The 12,820-nt window shown below is 59.6% G+C and carries 14 protein-coding genes; 8 read left to right on the top strand and 6 right to left on the bottom strand.

The window, feature by feature from the left end:
- Positions 1-98: 98 nt before the first annotated feature.
- Together ABIB66_RS00350 and ABIB66_RS00345 are read right to left on the bottom strand one after the other, a co-directional pair.
- Positions 99-821, bottom strand: coding sequence for a DUF4396 domain-containing protein (locus tag ABIB66_RS00350; protein WP_354253983.1), 723 nt, complete (start codon positions 819-821; stop codon positions 99-101).
- A 125-nt stretch (positions 822-946) separates the two neighbouring features.
- The gene (locus ABIB66_RS00345; protein WP_354210854.1) at positions 947-1,723 is read right to left on the bottom strand and encodes a Crp/Fnr family transcriptional regulator; all 777 of its coding nucleotides are present in this window, start codon (positions 1,721-1,723) and stop codon (positions 947-949) included.
- Between ABIB66_RS00345 and ABIB66_RS00340 the strand changes: the two genes are divergently transcribed.
- A complete protein-coding gene (locus ABIB66_RS00340; RefSeq protein ID WP_354214043.1) occupies positions 1,626-2,237 on the top strand; it encodes a cytochrome C oxidase subunit IV family protein in 612 nt (203 codons plus the stop codon). The genes ABIB66_RS00345 and ABIB66_RS00340 overlap by 98 nt on opposite strands.
- 194 nt (positions 2,238-2,431) lie before the next feature.
- Here the strand turns inward: ABIB66_RS00340 and ABIB66_RS00335 are convergent, their stop codons facing one another.
- On the bottom strand, positions 2,432-3,145 hold the full coding sequence (locus ABIB66_RS00335; RefSeq protein ID WP_354210855.1) for a PRC-barrel domain-containing protein: 714 nt from the start codon (positions 3,143-3,145) through the stop codon (positions 2,432-2,434).
- Between the two features lie 365 nt (positions 3,146-3,510).
- Here ABIB66_RS00335 and ABIB66_RS00330 point away from each other — a divergent pair, with 365 nt between their 5' ends.
- Complete coding sequence (locus tag ABIB66_RS00330; RefSeq protein ID WP_354210856.1) at positions 3,511-4,323, top strand: Crp/Fnr family transcriptional regulator; 813 nt, start codon at positions 3,511-3,513, stop codon at positions 4,321-4,323.
- A gap of 245 nt (positions 4,324-4,568) precedes the next feature.
- Positions 4,569-5,684: a calcium/proton exchanger gene (gene cax / locus ABIB66_RS00325; protein WP_354210857.1), complete on the top strand. Its 1,116-nt coding sequence runs from the start codon at positions 4,569-4,571 to the stop codon at positions 5,682-5,684.
- A 172-nt stretch (positions 5,685-5,856) separates the two neighbouring features.
- Here cax and ABIB66_RS00320 read toward each other — a convergent pair whose 3' ends face one another.
- Positions 5,857-6,030, bottom strand: a complete 174-nt coding sequence (locus ABIB66_RS00320) for a DUF1328 domain-containing protein (protein WP_354210858.1) — start codon at positions 6,028-6,030, stop codon at positions 5,857-5,859.
- A 296-nt stretch (positions 6,031-6,326) separates the two neighbouring features.
- On the opposite strand from ABIB66_RS00320, the gene ABIB66_RS00315 reads away from it, so the two are divergent.
- Entirely contained in the window at positions 6,327-6,668 is a 342-nt protein-coding gene (locus tag ABIB66_RS00315; protein ID WP_354210859.1) for a hypothetical protein, read from the top strand.
- Positions 6,669-6,685: 17 nt separating this feature from the next.
- Here ABIB66_RS00315 and ABIB66_RS00310 read toward each other — a convergent pair whose 3' ends face one another.
- Positions 6,686-7,081 (bottom strand): response regulator, encoded by a 396-nt coding sequence (locus ABIB66_RS00310; RefSeq protein WP_354210860.1) that lies wholly within the window; start codon positions 7,079-7,081, stop codon positions 6,686-6,688.
- Between the two features lie 265 nt (positions 7,082-7,346).
- Between ABIB66_RS00310 and ABIB66_RS00305 the strand changes: the two genes are divergently transcribed.
- From ABIB66_RS00305 to ABIB66_RS00295, 3 genes are all read left to right on the top strand, one after another.
- The gene (locus ABIB66_RS00305; protein WP_354253981.1) at positions 7,347-7,730 is read left to right on the top strand and encodes a BA14K family protein; all 384 of its coding nucleotides are present in this window, start codon (positions 7,347-7,349) and stop codon (positions 7,728-7,730) included.
- Between the two features lie 75 nt (positions 7,731-7,805).
- Positions 7,806-8,558, top strand: a complete 753-nt coding sequence (locus ABIB66_RS00300) for a PRC-barrel domain-containing protein (protein WP_354210862.1) — start codon at positions 7,806-7,808, stop codon at positions 8,556-8,558.
- Between the two features lie 84 nt (positions 8,559-8,642).
- Positions 8,643-10,025 (top strand): DUF2254 domain-containing protein, encoded by a 1,383-nt coding sequence (locus tag ABIB66_RS00295; RefSeq protein ID WP_354210863.1) that lies wholly within the window; start codon positions 8,643-8,645, stop codon positions 10,023-10,025.
- Here the strand turns inward: ABIB66_RS00295 and ABIB66_RS00290 are convergent.
- A complete protein-coding gene (locus ABIB66_RS00290; RefSeq protein WP_354210927.1) occupies positions 9,988-10,074 on the bottom strand; it encodes a hypothetical protein in 87 nt (28 codons plus the stop codon). The genes ABIB66_RS00295 and ABIB66_RS00290 overlap by 38 nt on opposite strands.
- A 328-nt stretch (positions 10,075-10,402) precedes the next feature.
- On the opposite strand from ABIB66_RS00290, the gene ABIB66_RS00285 reads away from it, so the two are divergent.
- Positions 10,403-12,751: a membrane-bound PQQ-dependent dehydrogenase, glucose/quinate/shikimate family gene (locus ABIB66_RS00285; protein ID WP_354210864.1), complete on the top strand. Its 2,349-nt coding sequence runs from the start codon at positions 10,403-10,405 to the stop codon at positions 12,749-12,751.
- Positions 12,752-12,820: the final 69 nt, after the last annotated feature.

Below are 12,820 nucleotides of genomic sequence, written 5' to 3'. Positions count from 1 at the left end.
TTCTCCCTGTTCAGCGCGGGCGCCCCATTTGATCCAAGCGTCGCGAGCGAAGAGAGTTGCTAATTGTGTTCGGGGTCGCCAAAGCAGCACCCTCTTGCCTACATGCGTTCTTTCACGCCGGCCTCTATAAGCCACCAATTCACTGGGTAGCTCGTGAAAAAGCCCCCAAGCATCGCGATCTGCATCATGAACCAAAACTCCGGCATCGACGGCTCCAGCCTCACCCCGAAGAGATTCCTGAAGATCGCGAACTGCGCGATCGCCATAAATCCGTACATACCGATTTGCCACGCAGTCAGCGAGAGAGTGTCTGCCTTCACGGCCCGAACAACGCCCGCGCCTGGCGACAAGTCGCGCATCGGCTTGATCGTGAAGTACTGGAACGCGACGCCGAGCACGAAGGCGAATAGGTAATCCACCACCCAGATCGCGAACATCTTCTCTGAAAACAGGCTCTTCCATCCCGCCCAGATCGCCATCACCGGAAACGCGAGCGCAAGGCTCTCGGCGATGATGTCCCCGAGTGTACATCCGGCGCCACAGTGCATGGCACCTTTCGCGACCATGACGGGAAACGGTGTCTCCCTCTTGCTGTCGGAGTGCTTGTTCTGCTCAGTCGCATCCCGGGCCGCAAGCCGGCCGAACCGGTAGTACAGCCACAACGTCAGTACGGTGCCGAACAGACCGTTCACTGGCCAGACGACATTCATGATCCACATACGCTGTGGATGGCGGGTGAGGTCGATCGCGATGATGACCGCGCAGACAAATCCGACACCCAGACAAGCCAGCGCGATATCTCTTAGCCAAATTGGTATCATGGCTCCTCCGTTTTCTCGGAGAAGAAACGTTGTGAAGATCGCCTTCGTTCAAATCGAGCTTTGTGGTTTCCCACGATCATCTCGGGGCGGAGCGCTTGGAGAATTGGCTATTCCACATTCAATTCTCACGCACGCAAGCGACGGCCGATCTGCCGATCGTACTCGCGCTGTATCAATCCAGAGCACGAACAGGCGGAATGCTCCAGCTGGGCCCGGTCGACCAGAGTTATCGCTGCTCGGGTGTTGCGGATGATGGCGGCCTGTTCGAACGTCTCGAGACATTCGCTGACACTGGCCCGACGGATCCCGAGTAATTGAGCTAAAACAGCATGCGTGATCGGCAGTTCTCCAGAGTCCATTGCGTTTGCCGCGACCAGAAGCCAGCGGGCAAGTCGTTGCTTGACGGAATGGAGCGAGTTGCAGGCTCCCACCTGTGACGTTTGAAACAAGACAAGATTGATGTAGGAGAGGATCACTCCACGGAGGGCCCCAAGATCGTCAAGCGCGGCGAGAAAAGCCGGCGTCGGAATTCGCAGTGCCGTTCCGCCCACCTGAACGACCCGACGGTGCGGCGGCATCGGATCCTCCGGCGCCAATACGCAGGGGGCGCCGATCATTCCCTCGGAGCCAACCAGCCAAGCCTCCACGAAGCGCCCGGCCTCGACCTTGGCTGAGACCGATACGAGACCACTGCCAAGAAAGTAGACATATTCCATCGGCAAGCGCCAATGATGAAGGACCTGACGCGGCTTGAGCTCGACATGCGTCCCGATCGACTGGAGTACTGTGAGCTCGGTTTTTGGGATGCAACGCAGCAGCTTGTTCCGTGCAGCCAAGGGGCCAACGCGGCCTCCAGGCGCAATTGATGTCGGAACTAGGCCTGTCGCCTGGCCGTCCTGCATTGCTGCGCTCCCCGCAATCTCCGAGGATCGATCGGAACGGTCCGCGGGTCTGCGGAGAGTACGCACTCGGGCCATCGGCGGTTCCTTTTTCAGGACTACTCCTGTTCTCCGTGTCCATCACCCCGATTTGAGGCCTTCTCCTCGAACCGAAGGGCGGCTCGGACCAACGCGCCGGAAGGCTTCGGACGTTCTGACCCAAACAGTTGGAGTGATGCGATGTCGGTACGAGACCGAACGAAGGCACACTTGCTCGCGCCGGTGCGCGAACCTCTTAATCTGGGCAGCGCTCCTCGCACTCCTCGTGCTCAGCCTCGTCGTCGCCTATGTTCCCATGGACCGAATGACAACAGCCAGCGGCATCATCATTGCGGGGGTGAAATCGACCCTCGTCGTCTTGCTCTTCATGCAACTCGCCTCAGCGAAGCCGCTGATCCGGATCGCGGCGATCTCGGGGCTTATTTTCGTGATCGCGATGTTCGCATTGACCTTCGCTGATGTTCTCGCACGCATCTAACGCACGGGAGCACTCACTTTTTGGGTACCGTTTGCTACCCCGCATGCATTGAAGCGCTCTGATGCAGCCACCTTCGAACGCAAGCTTGGGAGAGGAGAACTTTCGCTGCGCTCAAAAAGGTGACTGCACCAGTTCGCTCGTGAAGCCTCTCGGTGAGGCACACCGCCGGGGACCATTAGGCGGACGTTGGTGGCTCACGAGTTCTGAAACTGTTTCATATCGAGCCGCAGACCGGCTTTGTTTGCTTGCTCTGCTGTGACGTAAGGCAGACCATAATAGCTTAGGTTCGGGCTCCATCGTCCCGTTTGGCCTGGGTAAGGGAAGGCATAGGTGCCCCCGCCAGAGGACGCCTCGCGGGATATCACAACCGCCGCGAGCTTTCCGCCACTGTCGAAAACGAGGTCGGAGACATAGCCATAGCCTTGGCCTGCCTGCAGCCGCGCATAATCTCCGATGACCTTGGAGACCGAGAATTCGTGCGGCTCTGCTTGCGCCTGATCAGGGTCAACAAAGAGGCCGTATTCTCGCGACCTCAAATCGAAAAAGTCGGCCACGATAGCTCCTTCGTGAAGCGGGCGCAGCACCCGGTTGAAGGGAATTCGGGAGATGAACTCCGGCTCATCCTTCGTTCTGAAGCCTTCGACGAGCAAAGAATCAATCTGCCCGTCGTCTGCCAAGGTGACGTTCCGGACAGCCCCCAAATACTCACCTTTCAACGAGAACACCGCGCTCCCAAGCAGTCGCGAAGCACGGTATCCATCATAAACCGTGTTGACGAACTGCTCGGACTGCGCCGACTGTTCCGTGGCAGTCTGCGTCGCCGTCTCTGCCCATGAGGGATCCAATGGAACGGAGGTCGAGATTGTACCCACGACAATTGCAAGGGTGATCCTGCTCTTTAGGCCCATTCAGCGCTCCTACGATCCACGTGCCAACATTCTCATTGCTCGTATAATCATTTCCGAAGCTCGAAGTTCTGGCCGGCCGTCAAGCGAATGGTCCGCTGCCGTGCCAACGAGAAGGTGCAGCGATCAATCGGGTACCACGCCCTTGGAAAACGCACCGCAGATCCACGCGTGCACATGCTGGCAACGCTATTGCATGCCTCGGCCGACGTACTTCGTTCGTTGCTCGCGCATCAGAGGCAAGCTCACGATCCAGGCCTTGAGGACCTGGTCAGGCTTCTCCTGACGAGTCTTCACCTAAGCCCGACTGTGAGGAGGCCCGCGCGCGCCCCACATCTTGGTGAATAGCCGTTCCAAGGAGACGCGAAATGTTCAGCAACGAACTCGAAAACGTCGTGCGGACGCATAGTCCGACGCCATCTCTGCAACGGTCACGAGCGCGCGATCAACCGCCGCACGCGCATCACGCAAACAACGATCTGGTCCGCCGCCTCTCAGAATCATCCCGCCGCCGGCTAGTCGAGCTCTGCGAGCAGGTAACACTGAGACCGAGACAAATGCTGCAGGAGCGCAATCAACCACTCCAGTATGCCTATTTTCTAGAACATGGCGCGGCCTCGCTGACCGCCAGGGCCGGAGACTGCCTCCCCGTCGAGATACAGACTGTTGGAGTGAAGGACTTCATCGGGATCCCCCTGATCCTAGGCATGCGGGTTTCCCCTCATCGTTGCATGGTTCAGGTTGCCGGGAGAGCCTTGCGCATCGAGGTCGATGCTTTGATCGAGCTGGTGAGGGGGGATGTCGAGATCCAGAAGCTGTTGCTGCGGTACGTGCAGGCCACCCTGATCCAAAGCTCGCAGCTGGCTGCATGTAACTCCCGTCACAGCTTGCAGCAACGATTGGCTCGGTGGCTTCTCGTTGCAGCGGATAAGTTGTTCTCCCGCGAAATCCCGCTCACGCACCGATGCATTGCACAGGCCCTCGGAGTTCGCCGCGCAGGTATCACGTCGACAATGGGCGAAATGGAAGCGCGAGGCATCATCAAGCAAGGCCGCGCTCAAGTCGAGATTCTAGATCAGTCGCAGCTCGAGCAAGTGTCCTGCAACTGCTATCGCGTGATTTTATCGGCACATGAGAACTCTCTTAGTGCAGTCCATGCCCGCTACACCAGCGATTCGTGAATGATGGCTCAAGGGAATGAGGGCCTGGGCGTCGCAAGCGCTTCCCTTGTTCGGTTGCGTACCGAGTTCGGGCCGGAGCAGCGAACGCTAAGGGTCTCACCTCGTTAATCATCGCAAGCTGCCCGGGAATCAATGCGAGGCGCTTTGGGTGCAGAAGCCACGCTCCGTCGGCGGCGGAATGGCCCGAAGTGCCGCTAAAATCGAAGTAGCGAGCCTTGCGGTATCGCCAGGAGCCAGTCGCCAGCTTGCCGAAGTCCAACGTCTCCAGAGCAACGACTATTTTCGGGCAGTACGGTACCATCGCGCGCGTTGCGCCGCTGCTGTTCGTTCTGCTCACCCCGATGGGCGAGTACGTTTTTCACCTTTCCCCGATCTGGATATTCGGATCCGGCGTTCTCGCGATAGCTGTACTCGCTGAATGGATTCGCGTAGCAACCGACCAGCTATCCTCCCACACCGGTCCTGCCATAGGCGGTCTCCTGACCGTCAGTCTTGGAAGTTTGGCCGAACTCATTCTCGCGCTATTTGTTCTCGCGCGCGGCCATGTCGAGGTGGTCCACGCCCAGATCACCGGGTCCATAGCCGCGACCTGCCTGCTGGGGCTGGGTCTAGCCATCGTCGCCGGCGGGTTCAATCGCCAGCGCCAGAGCTTCACGCAAGCGCGCGCTGGGTTGTTGTCGAGCATGCTCGTTCTGTCGGTGATCGCCCTCATTCTGCCCGCAGTGTTCGACTACGCGGGTCGCAGCATCCGTCATGTCAATAATGTGAATGCCTCCGACGAATTGCTTAGCCTGGCTGTGTCAATGGTGCTGCTAGTTCTCTACTCCGGGAATCTTGTCTTCACCCTCATCACTCACCGGAATGTCTTCGCAACCAATGAGGAGGCTTCGGCTAAATCGGCGTGGTCGACAACCACATGCTTGATCGTGCTATTGGCATGCACCGGCGCGGCGGCCCTTCAGAGCGAATTTGTCTCCGGCGCTCTGACCGAAGCGGCCAGATCAACGGGCGTGACACCACTCTTCCTTGGCGTCGTCGTACTCGCTCTTGTGGGCACCAGCTCGGACATCTTTGCGGCCGTTTGGTTCGCTCGGCGCGACAGGATGGGGCTTGTGATGACGCTCTGCATCGGGTCCGCCATTCAGATTGCGCTGGTTGCTGCCCCGCTTCTCGTCATTTTCTCATGGGTGATCGGGAAGCCGATGACCCTCGTCTTCCAGAATCCCGTCGACCTCTTTTCAATCGCCGGCACTGCGTTCATCGTGAATGCCATCACGAGAGACGCTGAGACCACTTGGTTCGAGGGCGTAATGCTCATTGGAGTTTACGTCGTGTTGGCCCTTGCATACTTCTTTTCTTGAAATGCAACGCCAGGCAGGCTCAACAGCGGCAACCGTGCGAGCTCCAAAGTAGTTGCGTCTTGATCGGAGGCGCCGGCCATCGCCCCGGCGCGTCTCCAACATCGAAGTGGGACCGCTTTCGGAGCAGACCCTCGCGGTTAGCCGGGCGCGCCGATCGCGCGCTTGATCAGCGCTAAAAGATCACCTCTCCCGCAACGAAGGCGAGGACCACGAACACCAGAAAAATCGCAACAGCTGCGAAAAATAGCCACTTGGCGATAGTGGACGCACCGGCGGCGACTCCGCTGAATCCGAGAAATCCCGCTACGATTGATATCACAAAGAAGATCAACGCCCACTTCAGCATGCCAAGCTCCTGCGGCCTTATCTACAGTTGAGGTACGCACAAATCTGCAATCCCACCCACTTCGAAGGTGCTCTCGGACTTGCCTAGCGACAATCGTTCTGCCGACAATCGTTCTAGGCATTCGGCGTTCCGATCAGAACGTTTTATGCCGGACAGAAAGTCGGCACGCCTGCGTACGACCGGACAGTCATCGGGGTCTCGACGCCTTTTTTGATCAGTGAATGCGAATTATCTTCTTAGCTTCAGCGAGCGAGGCAGTCCCAAATGCAGTTTCGTTCTGATTGCGTTCTTCCTGGTTGGCCCTCGCCACCGTACTCCTGCTCGGCTACCCAACCCCAGCTTCCGCACTCGAATGCCCCGTTTACCATCCGAGCGATACCGACGCCGCGATCAAGGAAACAAGAGCACAAACGAAGACCTTCGAAGCTATGCTTGCAGCGCGCGGCGATCGTGCAACACGCAGCATTGTCAGCAGCGTGGGCATGGCTCATCCGAATGCGTCGGCAGCACAGATCACCAATTTTGTATTAGCCCTCTACTGCCCTCTGGTGCGACACAACGCAGCTTTGTCCGAGGATCAGAAGCGAGCGCGCCTCAAGTCCTTTTCAGCTGAACTCATGAAGCAAGTCTCGCCGTAGAGTTGCTGCGCACAACCCTACCGGCTGATGTCTGGGCAATCACGGACGACGTACCGGTCCCGCAGCGAGCCGTGCAAAAGCACATGGCGACATAGTCTATTAACCACATCGCGAGCTGGAATCGGCTTTTCAACCACGTACGAGGCAAATCGACCGGGTATGACTTCGCGGCTGTATCCCGTGTAAATCAGAAACGGGATGCTTCTCTTCAAAAGGAGATCTGCGAATTCGAAGGACGCCCGCCCGTGCAGGTCGACGTCGAGAAGCGCGGCCTCGAGAGCTGCGCTACCCGCTGCATGGAAAGCAGGGCTTAGCTCGGCAAATGGGCCAATTGTTTCATGACCGCTGCGCCGGATCTCGATCGCGAGATCGTCGGCGATGAAGTATTCGTCTTCGATTATGGCTATTCGCATTGGGACTCCAATGACGTAGCGGCAAGCCTCTGCGAGATTTTTCGCTTAACCTATCAGTGATGCCGCCGTGATCAACCCGGACCCGGATCGTAGACGCATAAGTTGGTCCGCTGCCGCACGGGGCCAGTAGTGCTTGGCCGCAGCGTTTCTCCTGCTGCAGTAAACAGGTGCTCCCGGCCGGGGTACACTTATGTACCAACTGCCTCTGCAACGGCACCGCAGCTCGCGCATTTCCTTCAGGCAATGAAAACGAGGAGATGAGTTTATGAAAGCAAGCGGATGGCACGTCGCCGTGGCCGTATTGACGCTCGCGATTCCGGTCGGAACTACTGCGCAAGCCGCACCGATGTTGGCTGCGAGCGGGATAGCCAAAAATGACCCGAGCCTGGTGGAAGTTCAATGGAGGCATGACCGTCACCATGCTTGGCATCGTCATAACTGGCGCGAAGGCTACAGGCACAGTTATGGCGGCGGCTGGGGTCCAGCGTTAGGCGGCTTCGTGGCAGGTGCGGCGATTGGAAGCGCCGTCGCCAACAGCCGGGCGCAAGCTGCCGAGAACAACGCCTACTGCTCCCAGCGATACAAGTCGTACGACCCGAGCTCCGGGACTTACATGGGTTACGACGGCATACGGCATTCATGTCCCTGAGCAACACGGCGTTCTGCCGGCGCCGGCCATTCCCGAACGCCATCAACTTTTGAACTCGAGCAAGGAGATCCACACATGAAAGCGACCTCATTCTTAGCGGCGGCAGTTCTTGTCGGCGCATCATCGCTTGCGATGGCACAAAGCGCCCCGCAAGCTACCGGTGGTGGGGACCACAGCGCCGTGCAGAACTCGAGCCGCAATCAGTCGGCTGACCAACGCGCTGAAAACAGCGTGGCAAACAAGGGGGGCAACAAGGCGGACGCGGTCCAGTCCGACCCTGGTCAGGCGAGCACTCGGCAACAGATGGTCAACGACCTGCAACAGGCAGGTTTCACCGACGTCAAGGTACGGCCGCAGTCGTTCCTGGTGGAGGCCAGGGATCGATCAGGAAATCCGGTGACAATGTTCGTTGGTCCAAATACGTTCGCCGAGGTGAAAACGGTCGGCGCTAACGCGCAGAAGTCGTCTTCGAATTCAAACTCATCCAGCAACAGCGCTAACGCAACCTCGGATCGCCCGGGCGGAGCCTTCACGTCGGTGCCGCCGAAGGACGGCCTGAGCTCGCAGTTGATGGGTCTGCAGGTGTACAACAACGCCAAACAGGACATTGGCACGATCAAGGACGTCGCGCTAAACGAGAACGGCATCGACGGCTATATCCTCTCGGTGGGAGGGTTCCTGGGCATTGGCGACCACTACGTTGCAGTGCGGCCTTCGGCAATCAATCTGAAGTTCGATCATGCGGCCAACAAGTGGACCGCGACCATGGACACGACGGCCGACCAGTTGAAGTCGGCGCCTGAATTCAAGTACCCCAGCAACGGGTAATCTTCTGAGGTGGAGCGGTTGGGCGGAACCGCTCCACCTCCCGGCTGTTGGTTCCAGGTTCGATGTGGTTATGCGGCTCAAAATATGCTCGCCCGCGCTGAAAAACTGCTGGCTGACCTTGGCGAGACATTCTGGCTGGTGCCTATGGTCATGGTGCTTTGCAGCCTGATCGGCGCCTTCACCCTCGTTCATATTGACCAGAGCAACACGGTCTACCTCTCAAATCTACAGAGTTGGATGTACGACGGCGGCGCGACCGGCGCTCGCACCCTGCTCGGCACCGTAGCCGGCGCGACGATCGGTGTCGCGGGAACCGTGTTCTCGATCACCATTGCCGCGTTGTCTCTCGCTGCAGGTCAGATGGGGCCGCGACTGCTGCGCAATTTCACTCGCGATCGCGGCAATCAACTCACGCTGGGGATGTTGCTCGGCACCTTCTGTTACGCTCTCGTCGTGCTGAGAAGCATCCGGACAGAGCCCGAGGGGGGATTCGTCCCTCATCTATCACTAAGCGTGGGAATTCTGCTCGCATTGGCTTGTGTGGCGACGCTCGTCTACTTCGTCGGTCACGTCGCCGGCCGGATCAACGTTGAAACTGTCGTCGAACTCGTCAGTGAAGACCTCCGCAGCGCTATGCGCCAGCTAACGGTCCAGGATCCGCAGCCGAAGCCTCCGCCGGGCGAGTACTGGATCGGCTCCCTGCCTCTGAAGGACTCGCGGCGCGGTTATCTGCAGCATCTGGACGAAGAGGGCCTGGCCACCTGGGCGGCCAAGCATAGAGCCACCATTCGGCTGTTGATCGGCCCCGGCGACTATGTTTTTCCGGGGGCGACCGTCGCTCTGGTTAATCCTCCCGTCGACGGTGCCGAAGCGGCTATCCGGAATGCGACGGCGCTGGGCGCAACAAGCAGCATCGCTTCCGATCTGCGCTTTGCCGTTCGGCAACTCGTCGAAGTCGCGGTGAGGGCGCTTTCGCCTGGCATCAACGATCCACACACCGCGCTCTCGGTCCTGGATCGGTTGGGTGCGGCGCTCTGCGATCTCGTACCCCTGCATCTGCCATCAGGAGTGTCGATCAGAGGAAGTCAGCCGGTGCTGGTGGTGCCGCATGTGCAATACGATCAACTGCTCGGGACGATGTTTCATATGATCCGGCAAAGCGCAGGCGCCCAGCCTGCAATATCGACCCGAATGATCGAGGTTATGACCCAGGTCGCAAGCTCCGAGCGCGATGCCACCCGGCTCTCGGTGCTCTCCCACCACGCCGACCTCGTCCTTGCGGACGCTCGTCGCCTGATTGCCGCTCGCAGCGACAGGGAGGATGTCGAACGTCGACATCAGCTGTTTACTCTGATGGTCCGGGCAGGTCCGATGGGGCAATTCACCGAACAGATCTTGCCTCTGCCGGGTGACGAGGAGCCGCCAAAGGCTATCGCTGAGACACTCGCCTTCCGATCTCAGCGTTAAGTTCGGCGCCCGCCAGGACGGAATAGGCGGCGACCCAGAGCCATATCATCAACACGGCAACTGCGCCGAGCGAGCCGCAGGCCTTTATGATAGGCAGCGAACGTATTCACATACGTTGAGAATGCGTATGAACCCGAAATCAAGATAGCCGAGCAGAAACGAATTGCCCATCTCGTCGCGCTGCTGAGGGTCGCTTGAGCTCATCGCCTCCCCGAGCCAACGGCGCTCCGTGGTCCGGAAGCGTACCCGCAAATGTGGGAACCAAGGGGACGGACGCACTCTTGGATCTGGAGCAAAGTAATCAACAGATGACGAGTAACCGGCATGGCTCAGAGGTATCGCGCAGCAGATTGGGCGGCATTCACTCTCGGGGAGTCATGGTTCTCATCGGCCTCGTGCTCGGAGCCGGCGGAGCATGGCTGCTTTGGCTGGGAGGTTCCTTCTACTATCTGCCCAGCGGAATCGTCCTGATCCTCTCGGGTCTCCTGTTGGCCCGCCGGCGCGTTGAAGGCGCATGGCTTTACCTTGTTCTCTTCCTGCTCACCCTCGCCTGGGCGTTCTGGGAAGTTGGCGCCAACGGTTGGGCGCTGGTGCCGCGGACTGTCGGACCGGCCATTTTGCTGATCGCAGTTCTGGCACTCACGCCGAAGCTTCGGCCCATTCGCCACCAGTATGAAGCCGCGGCTACAATCGCTGCGGGGCTGGTCCTGCTGGTAGCCACAACTGTGTTGATGACCGGGGCTTTTCGGCCGGCAACCGCCGCTCCTCGCGTCATGCCGTCTCCGACCGGCGCAATGGCCGACCCTTCGTCTCTCAAGGCAGGCACAGATTGGCCTGCCTATGGCGGCAGCTACAGTGCGCGCCGCTATTCGCCGCTCGACGAGATCAACTCGACGAACGTCGCCAAGCTCACCAAGGTCTGGACTTTTCATACCGGCGACTTGCCTACCAAGAACACAAAGGGCACATACGGCGCAGAGAACACCCCGCTCAAGGTGGGAGATAACCTCTACGTCTGCACGCCCAAGAACATCGTTATCGCGGTCGACGCCAAGACCGGCAAGCAGATCTGGCGATTTGACCCGCGCGTCCCGGACGAGTTCATTCCGTACACCGCGGCTTGCAGAGGCCTTGCATATTACGAACTGTCCAATGCCGATCAGGGCGGGGCCTGTGCCAGCCGCATCATCGAAGGCACGCTCGACGCACGCCTGATCGCAATCGATACGAAGACCGGCAAGCGCTGCGAGGCATTCGGACATGACGGACAGGTCGACACCGCGGCGCGAGTTGGCCGGCACGATCCGGGCATGTTCGCGATCACCTCGGCGCCGACGATCGTACGCGGCGTCATCGTCGTCGGGCACGAAGTGCTCGACGGACAAAAGCGGGACGCCCCCTCGGGGGTGATCCAGGGATACGACGCGCAAACGGGCGCGTTGCGTTGGGCCTGGGACATGGGCAAGCCGGATGCAAGCGCACCGCCGCAGGTTGGACAAACCTATACCAGGGGCACGCCCAACATGTGGACGACCGCCTCCGGCGACGAGGAGCTGGGACTCGTCTATCTGCCGCTTGGGCTTTCGGCCGTGGACTACTGGAGCAGCAGCCGCTCGGACCGCGAGAAGGAGTTCGCGACATCGCTGGTCGCGCTCGATGTTACGACCGGCAAGCCTGCCTGGCATTTCCAGACCGTGCACAATGATGTCTGGGACTACGATCTCGGCTCTCAAGCGACGCTGGTCGACTTCCCGACGGACAATGGCGCGCCGGTGCCGGCGCTGGTGCTGCCGAGCAAGCGCGGCGACATTTTCGTGCTCGACCGCCGCACTGGCAAGCCGCTCGTCGGCGTCGAAGAGCGGCCGGTACCGCAAGGCGGCGTAGAGCCTGCGCAGCGCGCAAAGACGCAGCCATTCTCACTTTATCACACCTTGCGAAAGGCCGATCTCACAGAGCAGGATATGTGGGGTATGTCGCCGATCGACCAGATGATCTGCCGTATCCAGTTTCGTCAGGCGAGCTACAAAGGCATCTTCACGCCCCCCACCGCCAGCCCGCACTGGATTGAATATCCAGGCTATAATGGCGGCTCCGATTGGGGCGGCATCGCCATCGATCCCGTACGCGACATCATCGTTGCCAATTACAACGACATGCCGAACTATAATCGGCTGGTGCCGCGCGACGAGGCCAATCGTCTTGGTTGGGCGCCGCGGGACCAGGCGCGCGGCGAAATCGGCGGGCAGGAAGGCGCGGGCGATCCGCAGCTCGGTTCCCCCTATGCGATCAACGTCAACGCCGGCTGGCGGCTGCCCGGCACCGGATTGTTGTGCAAGCAGCCGCCCTATGGCGGAATTCGCGCTATCGATCTGAAGACCGGCAGGACGCTGTGGGATCGTCCGTTGGGTGAAGCCCGCACGAACGGCCCGTTCGGGATCCCGTCGATGCTGCCGATCAGAATCGGGACGCCAAATAATGGCGGTGCCGTCGTGACCGCCGGCGGGCTTATCTTCGTCGCAGCGACGACCGACAATCTGATCCGTGCCATCGACATCAAGACCGGAAAGACCGTCTGGAAGGACGAGCTTCCTGCCGGCGGCCAAGCCACGCCGATCACCTATGAGGCCGGCGGCCGCCAGTATCTCGTCATCATGGCCGGCGGTCATCATTTCATGGAGACGCCGATCGGCGATTCCTTGGTGGCGTACTCGCTGCCAAACAAGTGACTGTATTAGTTCCGCGCCACGTCTAATCGCACGCTGGAAAGCGCGGCACCGATAGGTCCCTAGCGGAAT

Source organism: Bradyrhizobium sp. F1.13.3 (assembly GCF_040548265.1).
Taxonomy (GTDB): domain Bacteria; phylum Pseudomonadota; class Alphaproteobacteria; order Rhizobiales; family Xanthobacteraceae; genus Bradyrhizobium.
The sequence above is the reverse complement of the archived record's forward strand: the minus strand, read 5'-3'. Positions and strand labels throughout refer to the sequence as shown.